Genomic DNA, 19508 nt, shown 5'->3' on the forward strand with positions numbered 1-19508 from the left:
CCGCAGGAGCGGGGCCGAGGCATCCGTCATCTCGTCATCAGCGTCCGGCGCCGAATTGATGCGTCCACGTGGACGTCGCTCCGGAGGCGACGGCGTAGCCCTGCTTCGGCACCGCGGTGACCGTCGCCTCGGCGCCGCGCGCCACCTTCACCAGCGGGATGCGCACCTTGACGCCGTCCACGTAGTAGTCGAACGCCCGGTCGGGGACGATCACCACGAAGTCCAGCAGCGAGCCGCGCGGGTCGACGAACCGCGGCTCCCGCGGCGTGGCCGCCTGCGTGAGGACCGGAACACCCGCGAAATCCATGTCGCTCGCGAGGTAGTAGCTCGTGTACGACGGCTGGTTGTACGCGGTGTTCTGGCGTGCGACCTCGGCGCGGTACTGCACATCGTGCATGAGGGTCGGGAGCTTGTGCGCCGTCACCTCGGTACTGGAGTAGATGCGCAGCGCCGACGAGTCCGCAGTGCGCACGAGCAGTTCCTCGCGCCAGTCGCCGAGCACATCAGCCACGAGCGACGGGTTGCCTTTCGTGCCGTTGTTCGTGCGCGTGCCTTCCGCGGTGAGCAGCGTGCCCCGCTTCCAGTCGTCGATCGTGGGCGTCGCGTCGCCGCTGCCGTTGACGATCTGCGTCGTGAGATCGGCGGCCCAGCGGATCGACTGGTTGGTGCCGGGGATCGCCGGCTCGAGGTTCTCGCCGGTCGCGCTGAGCAGACCCGATCCGTCGGTGCCGCCCGGCATGCTCGCCCACGCCTCGAGGCCCGGCACGTCGGCGCGCACATCACCGATCATGCTGCGACCGGTGTCGCGGCCGGAGTAGGTGCCGTGCAGCACCTCACCGGTCGCGGCATCCCGCATCGCCGAACCGTACGGCGCGAAGGTGCCCCCTTCATGCGCGGTCCAGATCTCCAGTCCCGGGCGGTTCGGGTCGATGTCGGTGACGTGCAGGGCGTCGCCGTGGCCGAGCCGCACGTTCTCGCCGGGAGCGGCGCTGCCCTCGGGGAGCACGTCGAACGAGCTGTACAGCAGACCGCCGTCGTCGTCGATCGTGGCGGCGCCATACACGATCTCGTGTTTGCCGTCGCCATCGACGTCGGAGGCGCTGAGCGAGTGGAAGCCCTGCGTGGTGAGCGTCGCGAACTCCGGGTCCGTGCCGTCACGGCCGTGCGGGCCGTCATTGAACGGGTTGGTCATCGGCACGTGACCGCTGTCTGCGAACCAGCGCTCCTTCAGGTGCTCGCCGTCCCAGTCGTAGGCCGCGACGGTCGCGCGCGTGTAGTAGCCGCGGGCGAAGATCGCCGAAGGATGGGTGCCGTCAAGGTAGGCGACGCCCGCGAGGAACCGGTCGACGCGGTTGCCGGGCTCGATGCGCGACATCGCGTAGTCGCCCCACAGCAGGCCGTCGTCGCCGCGACCCGGCTTGTAGCGCACGGTCTCGAGCTCTTCGCCGGTCGCCGAGTCGAACACCGTGAGGTACTCGGGGCCGTCGAGGATGAAGCCCTCGAACGTCGTGAGGTCGTTGCGGGCGCTGCGCGCGGGCGCGTACGTCGTGATGTAGTAGTCCGTCAGCTCGCTCGCCGCCTCTTCCGAGAGCGGGTACTCGTGCTCGACCGGGATGCCCCAGGCCTCCTCGAGGGTGGCGGGCCAGGTGCCGGCCGTGACCTCTGGGTGCTCCGACCAGCCCTGGAACATCTCGATGAGGTGCTCGCGGTAGTCCGCGGCGCTCATGCGGTAGTCGTCGGCGTGCGAATACCCTGCGGCCGCGTCTTCGGCGAGCAGTGTGATGTTCGCTTCGTCGGCAACGGTTCCGTCCGCGTTGTAGCGCACCGACTTCGTGCCCGGGGCGGTTTTGAGCATCGTCTCGGAGCGGCCGTCGCCGTCGAAGTCGGAGACCATGAACTGCGTGTAGTGGGCGCCGGCGCGGATGTTGACGCCGAGGTCGATGCGGTTCAGCAGAGTGCCGTCCAGCTCGTACGTGTCGACGTACACCGGACCGGTGTAGCCCTTCTGCGAGACGTCCTTGGCGTTGGACGGGTCCCACTTCACGACGAACTCGTAAGCGCCGTCGCCGTCGACGTCGGCGACCGATGCGTCGTTGGCCGCGTATGTGTACGCCTCGCCTGCCGGCGTCACGCCGTCCGCCGGCTTGGTCAGAGGAAGGTCGTAGAACCCGTCGCCCCACACCGATACCTCGGCCGACTGCTGCCCGGTCACCTCGTGCCACGCCGGCGCGACGGTGTAGACGGACGCGGCGGTGCCGTCCGGATCGGCGTAGTTGGTGCTGTCGTCGACGGTCGCGATGCGATCACCGTCGCGGAACACCGCGAACGACGGACCGCTCACGCCGGTGTCGGTGGCGGGACCGGCCTCCGTCGCGAGAAGGCGCCAGCTAAGGAAGACGCCCTCGCCGGTCGAGACGGCGATGAGGCCGCGGTCGAGGGCCTCGACCTGTGGTGCGCCGTGGTGCGGCGGCGCCGAGTGGGCGGTCGCGGGCTGCGCCAGCCCGAGGACAAGAGCGCCCGCGGCGGTGGTCGCCAACAGTGCGCACGTGGATCTCTTTCGGAGGTTCAACATCGAATCCTTCTTTCGGTGCAGGTGGGGGAGCGCCGCGTTGGAATGCGCTTTCCTGCACCGAGAGGCTAACCCGGGCCGCCGCCACGGTCAATGACCGACGATGGATCTGACACGTTTCATCGGAACGTCTTCATGAACGCCCCCGGCCCGCACGCGCGGCTACGAGGCGTACGTCACCAGGCCGAGCTCGACGGGCGAGACCAGCTGAGGGTGTGTGGGCACGACCCGCACGGCATAGCCGAACGTGCCGGTGACCGTCAGCGGAAGGGTCCCGGTGTAGCTCGTCACGCCGTCGACCGGCGGCCCGGCGGGGGACAGGCGGTGCACGGAGTGATCGGTCGCCAGGGCGTCGTCCTCGTCGGTGCGGCCGTACACCAGCTCCACCGCAACGTCGTCGGGCGAGAGCCCGTCCAGCCGCACGTCGGCGCGCACGTCGAGAGCGTCGCCGGCCTGGGCCTGCTGGGGGATGCCCGAGCTGTCGATGCTCGCCACCGAGACCCGCCCCCAGGCGTCCTTCACGCGGCTGACGAACGCGGCGAGGGCCTTGGCCTCGGCGAACCCATCGGCACGCAGAGCGGCGTCGTGCGCCGCGGCGGGCACGTAGAGGCGCTGGACGTAGTCGCGCACCATGCGGTCACTCGTCGCCTTGCCACCGAGATCCGTCATCGTGTGGCGGACCATCCGCAGCCACTCGAGAGGGATGCCGCCCTCGCGCTCGTAGAACTTCGGGACGAGCTGGTGCTCGATGAGGTCGTACAGCGCCGAAGCCTCAGCGTCGTCGCGCTCCTCGTCGCTCGTGGCCGTGTCGGCGGTCGGGATCGCCCAGCCGTTCTCACCGTCGAACCACTCGTCCCACCAGCCGTCGAGGATGGACAGGTTGAGCGCGCCGTTCAGCGCCGCCTTCATGCCGCTCGTGCCGCACGCCTCGAGCGGGCGCAGCGGGTTGTTCAGCCACACATCGCACCCGGGGTAGAGGTCCTTGGCGAGAGTGATGTCGTAGTCGGGGAGGAACACGATGCGCCCGCGCACCTTCGGGTCGCGGCTGAAGCGCACGAGCTGCTGAATGAGGATCTTGCCCGAGTCGTCGGCGGGATGGGATTTGCCGCCGATCACGATCTGCACCGGCCGCTTCGGATCGGTGAGCAGCCGCGTGAGCCGCTCGGGATCGCGCAGCATGAGCGTGAGGCGCTTGTAGGTCGGCACGCGACGCGCGAACCCGATCGTCAGCACCTCGGGGTCGAGCAGCTCCTCGATCCAGGTCGGCGGGCCGCCGTTGCCGTTGACCTTCAGCCCAGCCGCGACACGGCGGCGCGCCTCGGCCACCAGCTCACTCTTCATCTGCTGGCGCACGCCCCACAGCTCGGCGTCGCTGATCGTCTCGCGGTCGGTCCAGTCGTGGGTGTCGGTGCGCGCATCGCCCCAGGCGCGCTCGCTCACCGCCTTGAGAGCGGGGTGGACCCATGTCGGAGCGTGCACGCCGTTGGTGATCGAGGTGATGGGCACTTCGTCGGTGTCGATGCCCGGCCACAGCTGACCGAACATGCCGCGGCTGACCGCTCCGTGCAGAACGGACACCCCGTTGGCGTGCTGCCCGAGATGGAGCCCGAGCACCGCCATGTTGAAGACGCTCTGGTCGCCGCCGCTCCACGTCTCCAGCCCGAGCGCGATGGCGCGTCCGGCGTCGAGGCCCTCGAAGAGCCCGCCGGTGAGGAAGTCGGCGATGAGATCGCGGGGGAACCGGTCGATGCCGGCGGGCACGGGCGTGTGCGTCGTGAAGACCGTGGAGGCCCGCACCTGGGCCAGCGCCTCGTCGAAGCCGAGCGCGTCGTGCGTGATGAGCTCCGACATCCGCTCGAGACCCTGGAACCCGGCGTGCCCCTCGTTGGTGTGATACACATCCGGCGCCGGCCGGCCGGAGAGATCGGACCACGCGCGTACGGCGCGCACACCGCCCACGCCCAGCAGCAGCTCCTGCAGCAGCCGGTGCTCGCCGCCACCGCCGTAGAGGCGATCCGTGACCTTGCGCATCTCATCGGTGTTGGACGGCGTCTCGGAGTCGAGCAGCAGCAGCGGCACGCGGCCGATGTCGGCGATCCAGATCCGGGCGTGAAGCCGTCGTGCCCCGGGCAGGTCGAGGGCCACCTCGACCGGCGCGCCGTCGCGGTCGCGCAGCAGCGTGAGGCCGAGGCCGTACGGGTCGAGCAGGGGGTAGCTCTCGCGCTGCCACCCGTCGTCGCCGATCGACTGGCGGAAGTAGCCCGCCCGGTAGAACAGGCCGACGCCGGTGAGCGGAACGCCCAGGTCGGACGCGCTCTTGAGGTGATCGCCGGCGAGGATGCCGAGACCGCCGGAGTACTGCGGCAGCGAGCCGTCGACGCCGAACTCGGGGGAGAAGTACGCGATGTGAGCCGGCTTCGGGCCCTCGAGACCCTGGTACCAGCGCTCGCCGCCGAGATAGGACTCGAGGCGCTCGTCCTCTTCGCGCACGCGGGCGACGAACGAGTCGTCGTGAGCCAGCTCGTCGAGCCGCGCTTGACCCAGGGCCCCGAGCATGCGCGCCGGATTCGCGCCGGTCAGGGCCCACAGGACCGGATCCATCGCGGCGAACAGGGCGTGAGTGGAGCGGCTCCATGACCAGCGCCAGTTGGACGCGAGGCGATCCAGCGGAGCGAGGGACTCGGCGAGGACGGGGCGGACGGTGAACGTGCGGATGGCCTTCACGCGAGCGAGTCTAGGCGCATCGGCTGAAAGCGCTTGCACCCACGTCGGCGACAGCGTCCTGCTGTCAAGGCCGGATCGGTGTCGGCGGGCCGGGTCTAGGCTCGGCTCATGGCTATCGCACGACTTCACGGAGGTCCGCTCGACGGGCAGGTCCTGCCTCTCGACGACCCGCAGCTCGAACGCATGATCGTCCCCTACAGCGAGACGCAGGTCGTCTACGAGCGGAAGGGAAGGCCCGAGAACACGGGCGAGGGCGACGGTCCTACCGAGGCGGAGTTCTGGTTCATAGAATCCGAGGACGACATCGACCCCTTCAGCGACACCGCTCGTGACCGGCGGTGACATCGGTCCCTCGCGGTCAGCCGGAAGCCGGTCGGTCGAAGTCGAGCTGAAGTTCGACGTCGACGCCGGCGTGGCGAGGCCGGACTGGTCGGCGGTGCCGGGGGTCGCGTCGGTCACTGCCGGCGAGCGGCGCGAACTCGATGCGGTGTATCTCGACGATGCCGGGCTCTCGCTCGCGCGTGCGGGATTCGCTCTGCGCCGGCGGACCGGCGGGCCCGATGCCGGGTGGCACATCAAGGGGCCCCGCGGTGCCGACGGCGGTCGCGTCGAGCTGCAGTGGCCGCTCGGCGAGCCGAGCGTCCCGCCCGAGGGGGCGCTCAGCGAACTGGCCGCGGTCACCCGCGGACCCTTCCTGCCGCTCGCACGGATCCGCAACGAGCGCACTGTCTTCCTCCTCCTGAACGAATCCGGGGGAGTGCTGGCCGAATTCGCCGATGACCGGGTGCGCACGCGCGACGAGCGCTCCGGAGCCGAGCGGGAGTGGCAGGAATGGGAGGTCGAGCTCGGCGCTGCCGCCCCTGCCGACGCCGACGGGCGCGCGGCATTCTTCGCTGCGGTCACAGACGCGGCGCTCGCCGCCGGCGCGCGGTCTGCGGCATCCGATTCGAAACTCGCGCGAGCGCTCGGACACTGACGAGCTCGCGGCACACACGAAGAAGGCCCGGGACCAGCGTCCCGGGCCTTCCGTGTCAGGTCACAGGTTGATCATGTGTCCGGCGAGGCCGTGGAAGGCCTCCTGCACGGCCTCCGACAGCGTCGGGTGCGTGTGGACGTTGCGGGAGGCCTCGAGCGCGGTGAGGTCCCACTTCTGAGCGAGAGTGAGCTCGGGAAGGAGCTCCGAGACGTCCGGTCCGATGAGGTGACCGCCGAGCAGCTCCAGATGCTCGCCGTCGGCGATGAGCTTGACGAAGCCGATGGGCTCGCCCAGGCCGTTCGCCTTGCCGTTGGCCGAGAACGGGAACTTCGCGACCTTGACGTCATAGCCGGCGTCGCGCGCCTGCTGCTCGGTGAGGCCGAACGACGCCACCTGCGGCGAGCAGAAGGTCGCCCGCGGCATCATGCGATAGTCCCCGAGGGTCATCGTCTCGGCCTTGCCGATGGTCTCGGCAGCGACGACGGCCTGCGCCTCTGCCACGTGGGCCAGCTGCAGCTTGGCGGTCACATCGCCGATGGCGTAGATGTGCGGCACGTTGGTGCGCATGTGGTCGTCGATGTCGATCGCGCCGCGGTCGGTGAGCTTGACGCCGGTGTTCTCGAGGCCGTAGCCCTCGACGTTCGCGGCGAACCCGATCGACATCAGCACCTTGTCGGCTTCGATGGAACCGGCGCTGCCGTCCTTGGCGGTGTAGGCGACAGTGACCTTGTCGCCCTGATCCGTGACCGACTCGACCTTGGTCGAGGTCAGGATGTCGACACCGTAGCCCTTGTACTGCTTGGCGATCTCCTTCGACACATCGGCGTCCTCGTTGGGGAGCGCGCGGTCGAGGAACTCGATGATCGTTACCTTGACGCCGTAGTTCACCATCACGAACCCGAACTCCATGCCGATCGCGCCTGCGCCCACGATGACGATCGACTCCGGAAGGTCGCGCGTGAGGATCTGCTCCTCGTAGGTGACGACGTTCTCGCTCAGCTGCACGCCGGGGAGGAGGCGCACCTTCGAGCCCGTCGAGATGATGGCGTTGTCGAAGGTCACCCGCTCGCTCGAGCCGTCGGTCTTCGCGACGTCGATCGTGTTCGCGTCGACGAAGGAGCCGCGGCCCTCGTACTCGGTGACCTTGTTCTTCTTCATCAGGTAGTGGATGCCCTTGACGTGGGTCTCGGCGACCTTGCGGCTGCGGTCCCACGCGACGCCGAAGTCGAACGAGACATCGCCCGAGATCCCGAACAGGTCCGCCTTGTGGTGGAACTGGTGCGCGAGGTCGGCGTTCTTCAGAAGCGCCTTGGAGGGGATGCAGCCGACGTTGAGGCAGACACCGCCCCAGTACTTCTCTTCGATGATCGCGACCGAGAGGCCGAGCTGAGCGCTGCGGACGGCCGCGACGTACCCGCCGGGGCCAGCGCCGAGGATGACGACGTCGTAGTGAGGCATGACTCCAAGCCTATCGGTCGGCAGGGGGCTCGGTTCCGGGCTGCGTGCCGTCGGGGCGGCCCTCGGCGAGCGCCCTCTCGCGGCGCGAGCGCGAGAGAAGCAGGTACAGCACAGCCCCTGCCACGGCGGCCGCGATGAGGCCGAAGAGCACCCACGGCCATACGTCGGCGAAGCCCGAGTCCTCGCCGGCCGGTTCGGCCGGCGGCGCGGTCTCGGTGGGGGCCGGTTCGACGGTCGCGCCGGGCGCGGTCGTCTCGGTGGGCTCGGCGCTCGGCGTGGGCGACGTGGTCGGCGCTGCCGCAGCGGTCACGGTGAACGAGAGCTCGCCCGAGATCGGGTGACCGTCGCTCGAGACGACCTTCCACAGCACGGTGATCACCCCGGATGCCTCGCCCCCCAGTCCCTCGGCGGCGAGGGGCTGCGTGAGCACGTTGTCCTGCGCCGTGGGTGCTCCGTCCACGAGGCTCGTGCCCGCGGCATCCGTCACCTGCACTTCAGAGGCTCCGTCGTCGGGCGCGATCGCGCCGCTGAAGGTGAGGGCGAGCGCGTCGGGGAGACCTTCGACCGTGCTTCCGGCTGCGGGATCGCTGCCGAGGAGTTCGTCGTGCGCCTGCGCCGGCGGAGCTCCGACGAGGACGGCTGCGGCGGCGAGGATCAGTGCGGCGAGGACGACGGTGAGGCGCGGGAGACGGGCGACGCGGTGCGCGTGAATTCCTTGTGACATCACCCGATCGACCCTATCCGCCCCTTCGCTGGGCGAACCCCGAGGTCTAGCATGGCGGCAGGCGGGAGGACCTGCCCGCCGACCGGATGACGGAAGGAAGGTGGGCCATGGACGCCATGATGATGGGCGCCATGTCGAAGGACATGATGTCGATGCCCGGCATGCAGGAGATGGACATGTCGGTGCTGCAGGCCTGTATGGATGCCTGCTCGGCGTGCGAGCAGGCATGCACGGTGTGTTCCACGCAGATGCTGTCGTGCGCCCCGGCGTGCATGAACTGCGCGGACATGTGCAACACGATGGTGCGCAGCATGATGCGCATGCAGGGCATGGACCCGGCCGCGATGATGGCGATGCTCAACGCCTGCATCGCGATGTGCCAGCTGTGCATGGACGAGTGCATGAAGCACGCCGACCACAGCGAGGTCTGCCGGATGTGCGCTCAGGCCTGCCAGGCGTGCATGGACGCCTGCACGGCCGTCAAAGACAGGATGATGGCGATGAGCTGAGCTCGCCGCACGTACGGGGCCAGGCCCGACACCTCACGCGCGCAGGACGTTGAACCGCTCGCCGCCTACGGCGAGAACGTGGTAGCGCTCGTGCAGGGCGACCGGCGTGCCCACGGAGACACGGGCCGCAGCCCCGCTGCCGTTCCACAGCGCGACCGGTGCATCGTCGCCGAGCCTGCGCACGATCACGAAGCCGGAGCGGGAGTCGGCGTCCTCGACGATCGCATCCGCCCAGTCAGCGGGCGTCGCCGACGCGAGCCGCGCCTGGATCAGATGCAGCGCGTGGCCGGGAGCGTAGGAGGAGCAGGTGTCGCCGCGGTCGCACATGCACAACGCACGCTCGCGCACCTCGAGGGGCGGGATGTGGCTGTGCGGGGTGGACACGGTGATCTCCTCGAATGGGTATCGTCGGTTCGGACTCAGTCAGGCTAAGCGCCGGCCTGCGCGGGGTCACGCCGGCTGACACGAGGCGAAACAATGCGGGCGACAACCCGCCCCATCCGCCTCTTTCGCGCATCGGGTGATCGGATAGGCTGGGGCGTCAGAGGAGGACAACGTGGAGGACGACCGCCGCCCCGACCAGGGTGACATCCGCCGGGCCGCCGGGGCTGACGCACGCGATTCCGAGCGCGCCGCCGACACGACGCAGACGTTCGGGCACGATTCCGACCTGTCGTTCGTGCCGTTCGGCAGCGAGCTGGCCGAAGCGGAGCTCGACGCGATCGAGGCCCTGCCGTCCGGTGCCGCACTGCTGCTCGTGCGGTCGGGACCCACGGCCGGAGCCCGGTATCTGCTCGACACCGATGTGACGACCGTCGGCCGGCATCCCGAGGCCGACATCTTCTTCGACGACGTGACCGTCTCGCGCCGTCACGCCGAGATCACCCGCAGCGGCGCCGCGTTCGAACTGGTCGATCAGCGCTCGCTCAACGGCACCTACGTGAACGGCGAGCGGGTCGACCGCGCTCCGCTCACGAACGGCGCCGAGGTGCGCGTCGGCAAGTTCCGCCTCAACTTCTTCGTCTCGCCCGCCGACCTGCCTCAGGCCGCGGACGTCTGATGCCCGCCGCCTCCGCCCGCGAACGATCATCGTCCGCGGGTCTTCTGAGCATCGGCCAGGTGCTGGCGCGGCTCTCTCCGGAGTTCCCGTCGCTGACCTCGAGCAAGCTCCGCTTCCTCGAGGTGCAGGGCATCGTCACGCCCGTGCGCACGGACTCCGGCTACCGGAAGTTCTCCCCGGAGGACCTCGAGCGCCTGCGGCTCGCCCTGACGCTTCAGCGCGACCACTACCTGCCGTTGTCGGTGATCCGCGACTATCTCGAAGACGTGGACGCGGGCCGGGATCCGGTGACTCCGACGGCCGTGCCGCCGCCGTCGATCCTGCCGGCGCCGCGCCGCTACCGTCGCGACGAGCTGCTCGCCGCGTCGGGCGCCGCCCCCCAGCTGCTCAACGACGCGATCAGCACCGGCGTGCTCGTGTCGGGCGAGGTGTACACCGAGCAGTCGGTGGCCCTGCTGCGCGCCCTCGTGGCCCTCGATCGACACGGGATCGAGCCGCGCCATGTGCGAGCTCTCCGGCAGAACGCCGAGCGAGATGTCTCGCTGGTCGAATCGGCGCTGGCACCGCTGCTGCGCCGGACCGATTCCGCATCGCGGGGACGGGCCGGCGAGATCGCGCCCGAACTCGCCAAGCGCCTGGACGAGGTGCGTGCGATCTTCGTCCGGTCGGCATTGGACCGACTGCTCTCCTGAGCGCGTCCGGCCCGCGACACGCCGGGCCGCCGACGGCGGATGTCATTGCCGCAGGGGGAAGGCTGATCTAGCGTGGAGATATCCGATCCGGAGGGGGACGGGCATGACTGCTCGAGACGCGGCAGACAACGAGCCGTTCGTCGCCGAACTCCTCTTCACCGACGGGCTTCCCGCGATGGACGACGAAGTCGGCTATCGGGGCGCGGTCGCCGCGCGGGCCGCCGGCATCACGTATCGCCAGCTCGATTACTGGGCACGCACCGAACTCGTCGAGCCCACCGTGCGCGGCGCGAGCGGCTCGGGATCTCAGCGGCTCTATGGTTTCCGCGACATCCTCGTCCTCAAGCTCGTCAAGCGCCTGCTCGACACCGGGATCTCTCTTCAGCAGATCCGTACCGCGGTGGATCAGCTCCGCGCCGCGGGCATCCGCGACCTCGCGGGCACCACCCTCATGAGCGACGGCGCCTCGGTGTACCTGTGCACGTCGAACGACGAGGTCATCGACCTCGTCAGCCGCGGTCAGGGCGTGTTCGGGATCGCGGTCGGCAAGGTGCTCCGTGAGGTCGAGTCGGAGCTCGTCGACTTCGAGGTCGAGAAGCCCGAAGCGATGGATGAGCTGGCGCTGCGCCGCGCCGCACGCACCGCCTGACCCGATCTCGGGGATCAGTTCGCAGCCGACACGGGGCTGCTCAGTCGCTCCGCCCGGGTCGCGAGCGCCTGGTCGAGATCTGCGATGAGGTCGGCCGGGTCTTCGAGCCCGATCGAGAGCCGGACGAGGCCTGCCGAAGGCTTGGCCTCGGACTGCACGGGTCGATGCGTGAGCGCGGCCGGATGCTGGATGAGCGAGTCGACGCTGCCCAGCGACACCGCATGCGTGAACAGCCGCACCGACGAGGTGAGACCTGCCGCGGCCCCATACCCGCCGACGAGCTCGAGCGAGATCATGGCTCCGGGACCGGACTGCTGCGTGCCGATCAGGCCGCGGGGGTCGCACTCCGCCAGTCCGGGGAAGTACACGCGGGCCACGTCATCCCGCCGGGTGAGCCAGTCGGCGACGGTCCGCGCCGCCTCCTGCTGCGCGCGGACGCGGACGGGCAGTGTCGCGAGACCCCGGTGCAGCAGGTAGGCGCCGAGCGGATGAAGGATGCCGCCGGTGATGGCGCGCACCCGTCGCAGAGCTGCCGCGGTGCGAGCGTCGCACGCGATCACACCGCCGACCACATCACCGTGGCCGCCGAGGTACTTCGTGGCGCTGTGCAGCGAAAGGGTGGCGCCGAGATCGAGCGGATGCTGAAGCACCGGCGTTGCGAAGGTGTTGTCGACGAGCACCGGGACATCGCCCGCCGCCACGACGGCCCGGATATCGACGAGCTCGAGCGTCGGGTTGGCCGGTGACTCCAGGACGACCAGCGCGGTGTCATCGCGGATCGCGGTGGCGACGGCATCCGCCGTGCAGTACGTCGTCTCGACGCTCAGGAGCCCTGACGCCAGCAGATGGTCGGTGCCGCCGTACAGGGGGCGCACCGCCACGACGTGGCGGCGGCCGCTCTCGTGGGCGAGGGCGAGGAGGGCAGCGGTCACCGCGGCCATGCCCGAGGAGAACGCGACCGCCTCTTCGGCGTGCTCGAGCTGCGCCAGAGCCTGCTCGAACCGGGCGACCGTGGGATTCCAGAGCCGTGCGTACACGTTCGACCCGCCGTCGAACGGATGCCCGCCGGTCGCGAGCACCTCATACGACAGGCCGCCGAGGTCGACGTCGGGCAGGGGGTTCGTCGACGAGAGGTCGAGGGGGAGAGCGTGGACGCCCAGGTTCGCGAGATCATCGCGGCCGGCGTGCACGGCAAGACTGTCGGGATGCAGCGTCGTCGATGCCATGGTCGATATGGTCAGCGACAGCGCGGCGAAAGGCAAGTCCTGCTGATCAGAGCGCGCAGGAAGTACGCAATCTGATCATCTGATGAGCAAAGTGGTCACCAGAAGCCGGGGCGTACGGCGTTACGCCCGCGTGTCGTCCGCGACCGGGATGCGGCCGGTGCGCATGACGCGGTCCAGCAGCGAGTCGAAGTCGGCCGCGAGCTCCTGCGCGGAGTCGCCGGGCCAGATGTGCAGCGGCTTGGCGGCGCCCTGCGCCTGCTGCAGCGACGTGCGCTCGGGCAGCTGCGGGCTGAGCACGAGCGGGCCGAACATGTCGCGCAGCTCTTTGATGCGGAACTGGTGCTCGATCGACTGCGGGCGCACGCGGTTCACCACGATGCCGAGCGGCTGCAGGCGAGGGGAGAGCCCACGGCGGATCTCTTCGATCGCGCGGAGGGCGCGGTCGGCGGCGGCCACCGAGAACAGTCCAGGCTCGGTGACGACGATGACCCGGTCGCTGGCCGCCCAAGCGGTGCGGGTGAGGGCGTTCAGCGACGGCGCGCAGTCGATGAGAACGAGGTCGTAGTCGGCCTCGATCGTCGCGAGCGCCTCCTCGAGCTTCCAGACGTCGCGGACGCTCGGGTGGGGGCCGTCGAAGTTGATGGCGGACGGGCTGCCGATCATGACATCGATCGTGCCGGGGTGCACCTTCGCCCACCCGCTGGAGGTGATGGCCTGCCGGACGGTCTTCTCTTTCGGATTGGCCAGGACGTCGGCGACGTTCAGGCGCCCCGCGACTTGGATATCCATGCCCGTCGACACGTCGGACTGCGGGTCGAGGTCGACGACGAGCGTGCGGACACCACGGGCGAAAGCCGCCGACGCGAGTCCGAGAGTCACGGTCGTCTTGCCGACACCCCCCTTGAGCGAGCTGACGGAAAGGACGTGCACAAGGCACCACGTTACCGTCCCCTAGGCTGTGAGCACACTCAGGCCATCATCTGGGGCCGTTATCAGGGGCTGTTTCCCGGGCCCGTGTGAAGCGCCCCGTCCGCACCCCCGCCTCCGGAGGTCGAATGTTCCGCAAGATCCTCGTCGCGAACCGTGGAGAGATCGCGATCCGCGCGTTTCGCGCAGCGTACGAGCTGGGAGCCCGCACCGTTGCCGTCTTCCCGTACGAAGATCGCAACTCGCTGCACCGGCTGAAGGCCGACGAGGCCTACCTCATCGGCGAGAAGGGTCACCCCGTGCGGGCCTACCTCGACGTGGACGAGATCGTGCGCGTAGCGAAGGAGGCCGGCGCGGACGCGATCTATCCGGGCTACGGCTTCCTCTCGGAGAACCCCGAGCTCGCCGAGAAGGCCGCCGCCAACGGCATCGCCTTCATCGGCCCGCCCGCGAGCGTGCTCGAGATGGCGGGCAACAAGGTCACGGCGAAGCATCATGCGATCGCTGCCGGTGTGCCCGTGCTGCGTTCGACCGAGGCATCGGATGACGTCGACGTCCTCCTCGCCCAGGCCGACGACATCGGCTTCCCGATCTTCGTCAAGGCTGTGGCCGGTGGCGGCGGCCGGGGGATGCGGCGGGTCGAGGCCCGCGAAGAGCTGGCGCCGGCGGTGGCCGAAGCCATGCGCGAAGCCGGCAGCGCCTTCGGCGACGCCCGCGTCTTCCTCGAGCAGGCCGTGCAGCGGCCGCGCCACGTCGAGGTGCAGATCCTCGCCGACGCGGCGGGGGAGACCGTTCACCTGTTCGAGCGTGACTGCTCGGTGCAGCGACGGCACCAGAAGGTCATCGAGATCGCGCCCGCGCCGAACCTCGACCCGGCCGTGCGCGACGCGCTGCACGGCTACGCCGTCGCGTTCGCCCGCTCGATCGGCTATCAGAACGCCGGAACGGTCGAGTTCCTGCTCGAGACGGCCGGTCCGCGTACGGGCGAGGTCGTCTTCATCGAGATGAATCCGCGCATCCAGGTCGAGCACACGGTCACCGAAGAGGTCACCGACGTCGACCTTGTGCAGTCGCAGATGCGCATCGCCGCCGGCCAGAGCCTCGACGAGCTCGGGCTGACCCAGGACCGCATCCGCCTGCGCGGTGCGGCTCTGCAGTGCCGCATCACGACGGAGGACCCGACCCAGGGCTTCCGGCCCGACACCGGCAAGATCACGACCTACCGCTCACCGGGCGGTGCCGGCATCCGCCTGGACGGCGGCACGACCGCCGCGGGCGCGCAGATCAGCCCGCACTTCGACTCGATGCTGTCGAAGCTGACCTGCCGCGGGCGCGACTTCGGGGCTGCCGTCGTGCGCGCACGGCGCGCACTCGCCGAGTTCCGCATCCGCGGGGTCTCGACGAACATCCCCTTCCTGCAGGCCGTGCTCGACGACCCCGCGTTCGTGGCGGGTGACGTCTCGACGTCGTTCATCGACGAGCGGCCGCAGCTGCTCAAGGGCCGCGAGTCGAAGGACCGCGGCACGAAGATCCTCAACTGGCTGACCGACACGACGGTCAACAAGCCGCACGGCGACAACCCCGTGACCGTCGACCCGCGGCTCAAGCTGCCCACGGCCGATCTGACGGTCGAGCCGTCCGCCGGCTCGCGTCAGCGTCTGCTCGAGCTCGGACCGGCCGGCTTCGCGCAGGCCCTGCGTGCGCAGACCGCCCTCGCCGTCACCGAGACCACGTTCCGCGACGCCCACCAGTCGCTTCTCGCGACGCGCGTGCGGACGAAGGACCTGGTGACCGTCGCTCCGTACGTCGCGCGCCTCACCCCCCAGCTGCTGTCGGTCGAGGCCTGGGGCGGGGCTACCTACGACGTCGCCCTGCGCTTCCTCGGCGAAGACCCGTGGGAGCGGCTGGACCGGCTCCGGACGGCGCTGCCCAACATCGCCATCCAGATGCTGCTGCGCGGCCGCAACACGGTGGGGTACACGCCGTACCCGACCGAGGTCACCGACGCGTTCGTCGCCGAGGCCGCGGCATCGGGCATCGACATCTTCCGCATCTTCGACGCGCTCAACGACGTGGCGCAGATGCGGCCCGCGATCGACGCGGTGCTGCAGACCGGCACTTCTCTCGCCGAGGTCGCCGTCTGCTACACCGGCGACCTGCTCAACCCCGCCGAGGACCTCTACACGCTCGACTACTACCTCCGCCTCGCCGAGCAGATCACGGCAGCGGGCGCGCACGTGCTGGCCATCAAAGACATGGCGGGACTGCTGCGGCCGGCCGCGGCATCCCGTCTGGTCGCCGCGCTGCGCGAGAACTTCAACCTCCCGGTGCACGTGCACACGCACGACACCGCCGGCGGACAGCTGGCGACGCTGCTGGCCGCGAGCGCGGCAGGGGCGGATGCCGTGGATGCGGCGGCTGCGCCGATGTCGGGCACGACCAGCCAGCCCTCGCTGTCGGCGCTCGTGGCCGCTCTCACCCACACCGAGCGCGACACCGGTATCGACCTCGGCGCCGTGAGCGACCTCGAGCCGTACTGGGAGGCTGTGCGCCACCTCTACCGCCCGTTCGAGTCGGGGCTTCCGGGTCCGACCGGGCGCGTGTACCACCACGAGATCCCCGGCGGGCAGCTGTCGAACCTGCGACAGCAGGCGATCGCCCTGGGCCTGGCCGAGGACTTCGAGCTCATCGAGGACATGTACGCCGCTGCGAACGACATCCTCGGCCGGGTGCCGAAGGTGACGCCGTCGTCGAAGGTCGTCGGCGACCTCGCCCTGCATCTGGCCGCCGTCAAGGCCGACCCGGCGGACTTCGCCGAGAACCCCCAGAACTACGACATCCCCGACTCGGTCGTGGGCTTCATGGCGGGCGAGCTGGGAGACCTGCCCGGCGGCTGGCCCGAGCCCTTCCGCACCAAGGTGCTGCAGGGCCGCGACGTCAGCATCGAGGTGACGCCCCTCACCGAGAGCGAGTCGGCGGCCCTCGGAGCGGATGCCGAAGCCCGCCGCGCGATGCTCAACAAGCTCCTCTTCCCGGCACCGACCCGCGAGTACGAGCAGCGACGAGAGGTCTTCGGCGACCTCAGCGTCCTCGATACGGCGGATTACCTGTACGGCCTCGCTCAGGGGACCGAGCACGTCGTCGAGATCGAGCGCGGCGTGCAGCTCTTCGTCGGCCTGGAGGCGATCGGCGAGGCGGACGACAAGGGCATGCGCACCGTCATGACCACGCTGAACGGTCAGCTGAGACCCGTCTTCGTCCGCGACCGCAGCATCTCGGTCGAGTCGCGTCAGGCGGAGAAGGCCGACACCTCCAAGCCGGGTCAGGTCGCGGCGCCGTTCTCGGGTGTCGTCACGCTCAAGACCGTCGTCGGCGATGCCGTCACGGCGGGGCAGCCGGTCGCCTCCATCGAGGCCATGAAGATGGAGGCGGCCATCACCGCGCCCGTCGACGGCGTCGTGGAGCGCCTGGCGATCGCCGAGACCGCCCAGGTCGACGCAGGCGACCTTTTGGTCGTGATCCGCCCGTCGCAGTAGCCTGGAGGGTGGCATCCGCCCGAAACGCCCCTCTGCCCTGGAGATCTCCGCAGTGACGCCCGACCGACCCGACCACACGCCCGACGAACCCGAGAACGGCGTGCTCTCCGACACGGGGAGTCTCGAGACGACCGGGATCGGCATTCTGGGCGGTGCGACGGCTCAGGTGAGCGTCGAGCTGCCCACGGAATCCGAGGACGATCTGGCCGATGACGACGTGATCGACGACGAGATCCCGTTCGTCATCGAGATCCCCGCCAACGCCGATCTGCCGGTGCTCGCCCGTCCGGCTGAGCCGGAGCCGGCGGTGGAGACGGCCGAGGCCGAGATCATCGAGAGCGACACCGCGCACGCCGACCTCGAGGAGTGGACGGTCGAGGGCGAGGGATTCGCGGCGGCGAGCCCCTCGGAAGACATCGCGGATGCCGATGAGGTGTACGAGGCGACGGTGATCAATCATCGGGAGCCCGAGGCCGACCCTCAGCCCGATGCGGAGCCGCACGCCGCCGAGGATTCCGCGCCGGCGGAGCCCTGGCAGAGCGACGCCGACCAGCCCCACGCGGATGACGACGCCGGCTCTGGAGGCGCGGCAGCGCTCGACGACGCGGCGCCGGAGAGTGCCGCGGAGTCAGACGACGATGCCGTGTTCGACGACGATGCCGCGTTCGAGGACGTCGAGTTCGCGGATGTCGACTTCGCCACCGCCCTGGCAGAAGAGACGGCCGCGATCGCGGAGGAACCCATGACCGCTGAAACCCCAGAACCCCCAGCCGGCCGCGTCGCCGGCATCGTCGGCGACCGATGCCGCAGCCCGGACCGCCCCGCCGGTGCCGCCGCTGCCGGTCGCCGGGCCCACGCCGGCCACCCGCCGCGAAGCCCACCACACCGGCGCCGTGCCCGTCCCCGAGCGTGCGGTCGAGCGTTCGCAGCCGCGTCCGGGAATCGCCCTGACCTCGAAGCGCCTGGGCGAGTTCGAGGCCGATCGCGAGACGGCCGATCTGCTCACCGCCGATCGCCTCCTCGACCCGCACCAGGTCGTGCGCTCCGAGCCGGAAGGCATGTGGCAGCACTTCGTCTACTCGCTCTCCGGCCGCCGGATCAACCTCGGCGACAGCAAGCGCGCGCGGGCGCGCAAGGAGCTCGACCGCCGTATCGCCGCGCCGCTCACGGGCGGTGCGCGGTTCGTGCCGGTGCTCTCCCGCAAGGGCGGCGTCGGCAAGACGACCGTGACGACGCTGCTCGGCATGGCCCTCGCCGACGCCCGCGACGACCGCGTGATCGCGGTGGACGCCAACCCCGATCGCGGCACCCTCGCCGAGCGCATCTCGCGCGACAGCGGAAAGACCGTCCGCGACCTCGTGCGGGTGCGCGGCGACGTCGTCGGCTTCAATGACCTGTCGAACATCGTCGCGCGCGACGAGACGCGGCTGGATGTCGTCGCGTCCGACACCGACCCGCGCGTGTCCGAAGCGTTCAACGACAACGACTACCGGGATGTGGCCTCACTCGCCGCGCACTACTACTCCGTCGTCCTCACCGACACCGGCACCGGAATCGTCCACTCCGTCATGGGAGCCACGCTCGACCTGGCCGACCAGCTCGTCATCGTGGCCGGCCTCAGCGTCGACGAGGCGCGGCTGGCTTCCGAGACGCTGACCTGGCTCGAGACCAACGGCTACTCCGACAAGGTGCGCGGCGCCGTCGTGGTGCTCAACAACGCCCGTCCCGGCCAGCCCCTCGTCCAGCTGGACGAGCTCGAGGCGCACTTCCGCTCCCGTGTACGCGCGGTCGTCCGCGTGCCGTACGACCCGCACATCGCGGCCGGCAGCGCGATCGGATTCCGGGAACTGCAGGCCGACACGCGCCTCGCGGCCCGGGAGCTCGCGGCGACGGTCATCGAGGGTCTGCGCTCCTACGCGCCGGCCGCCTGAGGCATCCGATGGCCGTTCGTCCCATCCGTGTCTTCGGCGACCCCGTCCTGAAGTCCGTCAGCACATCGATCGATGAGATCGACGACGGAGTGCGCGCGCTCGTGCGCGACCTCGTCGACACCGTCGAGCTTCCCGGCCGCGCCGGCGTGGCGGCGCCCCAGATCGGCGTCGGCCTGCGGGCCTTCAGCTACAACATCGACGGCGACATCGGATACGTGCTCAACCCCGTGCTCGTCGAGGTGTCGGGCGAGCCCGAGCCCATCGGCGAGGGCTGCCTATCGGTGCCCGGTCTGTGGCACGATGCCATCCGGTATCCGAGGGCGAAGGTCGTGGGCATCGACCTCGACGGGAACGAGATCGTCATCGAGGGGGAGGGCCTGCTCGCCCAGGCGCTGCAGCACGAGACGGACCACCTCGACGGCACCCTCTACCTCGACCGGCTGAGCCCGGAGGAGCGCCGCGTCGCGATGCGAGAGATCCGCGAGTCCGACTGGTTCTGATTCCGCGTCGGGTTCGGCGTCAAGCAA

General features: G+C 69.9%; 17 protein-coding genes. 9 read left to right on the forward strand and 8 right to left on the reverse strand.

Annotated elements, in window-relative coordinates:
- Positions 1-37 precede the first annotated feature (37 nt).
- Positions 38-2572, reverse strand: coding sequence for a rhamnogalacturonan lyase (locus tag WYM_RS14500; protein ID WP_019181570.1), 2535 nt, complete (start codon positions 2570-2572; stop codon positions 38-40).
- A 159-nt stretch (positions 2573-2731) separates the two neighbouring features.
- A complete protein-coding gene (glgP, locus tag WYM_RS14505; RefSeq protein ID WP_019181571.1) occupies positions 2732-5293 on the reverse strand; it encodes an alpha-glucan family phosphorylase in 2562 nt (853 codons plus the stop codon).
- A 108-nt stretch (positions 5294-5401) separates the two neighbouring features.
- On the opposite strand from glgP, the gene WYM_RS14510 reads away from it, so the two are divergent.
- Both WYM_RS14510 and WYM_RS14515 read left to right on the forward strand, forming a co-directional pair.
- On the forward strand, positions 5402-5635 hold the full coding sequence (locus WYM_RS14510) for a hypothetical protein (protein ID WP_019181572.1): 234 nt from the start codon (positions 5402-5404) through the stop codon (positions 5633-5635).
- Positions 5622-6269, forward strand: coding sequence for a CYTH domain-containing protein (locus WYM_RS14515; RefSeq protein WP_019181573.1), 648 nt, complete (start codon positions 5622-5624; stop codon positions 6267-6269). The genes WYM_RS14510 and WYM_RS14515 overlap by 14 nt, the downstream gene beginning before the upstream one ends.
- 60 nt (positions 6270-6329) lie before the next feature.
- Here WYM_RS14515 and lpdA read toward each other — a convergent pair whose 3' ends face one another.
- Together lpdA and WYM_RS14525 are read right to left on the reverse strand one after the other, a co-directional pair.
- Complete coding sequence (gene lpdA, locus WYM_RS14520) at positions 6330-7727, reverse strand: dihydrolipoyl dehydrogenase (RefSeq protein WP_019181574.1); 1398 nt, start codon at positions 7725-7727, stop codon at positions 6330-6332.
- A gap of 10 nt (positions 7728-7737) precedes the next feature.
- Positions 7738-8451 (reverse strand): copper resistance CopC family protein, encoded by a 714-nt coding sequence (locus WYM_RS14525; RefSeq protein WP_019181575.1) that lies wholly within the window; start codon positions 8449-8451, stop codon positions 7738-7740.
- 107 nt (positions 8452-8558) lie between these two features.
- On the opposite strand from WYM_RS14525, the gene WYM_RS14530 reads away from it, so the two are divergent.
- Complete coding sequence (locus tag WYM_RS14530) at positions 8559-8960, forward strand: hypothetical protein (RefSeq protein ID WP_019181576.1); 402 nt, start codon at positions 8559-8561, stop codon at positions 8958-8960.
- Positions 8961-8993: 33 nt separating this feature from the next.
- Here WYM_RS14530 and WYM_RS14535 read toward each other — a convergent pair whose 3' ends face one another.
- A complete protein-coding gene (locus WYM_RS14535) occupies positions 8994-9344 on the reverse strand; it encodes a hypothetical protein (protein WP_019181577.1) in 351 nt (116 codons plus the stop codon).
- Between the two features lie 172 nt (positions 9345-9516).
- Here WYM_RS14535 and WYM_RS14540 point away from each other — a divergent pair, with 172 nt between their 5' ends.
- From WYM_RS14540 to WYM_RS14550, 3 genes are all read left to right on the forward strand, one after another.
- On the forward strand, positions 9517-10020 hold the full coding sequence (locus WYM_RS14540; RefSeq protein ID WP_019181578.1) for an FHA domain-containing protein: 504 nt from the start codon (positions 9517-9519) through the stop codon (positions 10018-10020).
- Positions 10020-10712, forward strand: a complete 693-nt coding sequence (locus tag WYM_RS14545) for a MerR family transcriptional regulator (protein ID WP_019181579.1) — start codon at positions 10020-10022, stop codon at positions 10710-10712. Before WYM_RS14540 ends, WYM_RS14545 begins: the two co-directional genes overlap by 1 nt.
- 103 nt (positions 10713-10815) lie before the next feature.
- On the forward strand, positions 10816-11361 hold the full coding sequence (locus WYM_RS14550; RefSeq protein ID WP_019181580.1) for a MerR family transcriptional regulator: 546 nt from the start codon (positions 10816-10818) through the stop codon (positions 11359-11361).
- Positions 11362-11375: 14 nt separating this feature from the next.
- Here the strand turns inward: WYM_RS14550 and WYM_RS14555 are convergent, their stop codons facing one another.
- Complete coding sequence (locus WYM_RS14555; RefSeq protein WP_019181581.1) at positions 11376-12587, reverse strand: trans-sulfuration enzyme family protein; 1212 nt, start codon at positions 12585-12587, stop codon at positions 11376-11378.
- A 120-nt stretch (positions 12588-12707) separates the two neighbouring features.
- Positions 12708-13517, reverse strand: coding sequence for a ParA family protein (locus WYM_RS14560; protein WP_019181582.1), 810 nt, complete (start codon positions 13515-13517; stop codon positions 12708-12710).
- A 125-nt stretch (positions 13518-13642) separates the two neighbouring features.
- Here WYM_RS14560 and WYM_RS14565 point away from each other — a divergent pair, with 125 nt between their 5' ends.
- Positions 13643-17050: a pyruvate carboxylase gene (locus WYM_RS14565; RefSeq protein ID WP_019181583.1), complete on the forward strand. Its 3408-nt coding sequence runs from the start codon at positions 13643-13645 to the stop codon at positions 17048-17050.
- Between the two features lie 628 nt (positions 17051-17678).
- Here WYM_RS14565 and WYM_RS21205 read toward each other — a convergent pair.
- On the reverse strand, positions 17679-17906 hold the full coding sequence (locus WYM_RS21205) for a hypothetical protein (protein WP_157525220.1): 228 nt from the start codon (positions 17904-17906) through the stop codon (positions 17679-17681).
- A 37-nt stretch (positions 17907-17943) separates the two neighbouring features.
- Here WYM_RS21205 and WYM_RS20380 point away from each other — a divergent pair, with 37 nt between their 5' ends.
- Together WYM_RS20380 and def are read left to right on the forward strand one after the other, a co-directional pair.
- Positions 17944-18981: an AAA family ATPase gene (locus WYM_RS20380; RefSeq protein ID WP_019181586.1), complete on the forward strand. Its 1038-nt coding sequence runs from the start codon at positions 17944-17946 to the stop codon at positions 18979-18981.
- Positions 18982-18989: 8 nt separating this feature from the next.
- Complete coding sequence (gene def, locus WYM_RS14585) at positions 18990-19481, forward strand: peptide deformylase (protein WP_019181587.1); 492 nt, start codon at positions 18990-18992, stop codon at positions 19479-19481.
- The last annotated feature ends 27 nt before the right edge of the window (positions 19482-19508 follow it).

Origin of the sequence: Microbacterium yannicii PS01, assembly GCF_000304335.1 — a bacterium.
In the GTDB taxonomy this organism is placed as follows: Bacteria; Actinomycetota; Actinomycetes; order Actinomycetales; family Microbacteriaceae; genus Microbacterium; species Microbacterium yannicii_A.

Bases quoted from the DNA above. Each gene is read 5' to 3' on its own strand.
- WYM_RS14550 (WP_019181580.1), top strand. From the start codon at position 10,816: ATGACTGCTCGAGACGCGGCAGACAACGAGCCGTTCGTCGCCGAACTC.
- WYM_RS14525 (WP_019181575.1), bottom strand. From the start codon at position 8,451: ATGTCACAAGGAATTCACGCGCACCGCGTCGCCCGTCTCCCGCGCCTC.
- WYM_RS14555 (WP_019181581.1), bottom strand. From the start codon at position 12,587: ATGGCATCGACGACGCTGCATCCCGACAGTCTTGCCGTGCACGCCGGC.
- WYM_RS14545 (WP_019181579.1), top strand. From the start codon at position 10,020: ATGCCCGCCGCCTCCGCCCGCGAACGATCATCGTCCGCGGGTCTTCTG.
- WYM_RS14510 (WP_019181572.1), top strand. From the start codon at position 5,402: ATGGCTATCGCACGACTTCACGGAGGTCCGCTCGACGGGCAGGTCCTG.
- WYM_RS14530 (WP_019181576.1), top strand. From the start codon at position 8,559: ATGGACGCCATGATGATGGGCGCCATGTCGAAGGACATGATGTCGATG.
- def (WP_019181587.1), top strand. From the start codon at position 18,990: ATGGCCGTTCGTCCCATCCGTGTCTTCGGCGACCCCGTCCTGAAGTCC.
- lpdA (WP_019181574.1), bottom strand. From the start codon at position 7,727: ATGCCTCACTACGACGTCGTCATCCTCGGCGCTGGCCCCGGCGGGTAC.
- WYM_RS14500 (WP_019181570.1), bottom strand. From the start codon at position 2,572: ATGTTGAACCTCCGAAAGAGATCCACGTGCGCACTGTTGGCGACCACC.
- WYM_RS14565 (WP_019181583.1), top strand. From the start codon at position 13,643: ATGTTCCGCAAGATCCTCGTCGCGAACCGTGGAGAGATCGCGATCCGC.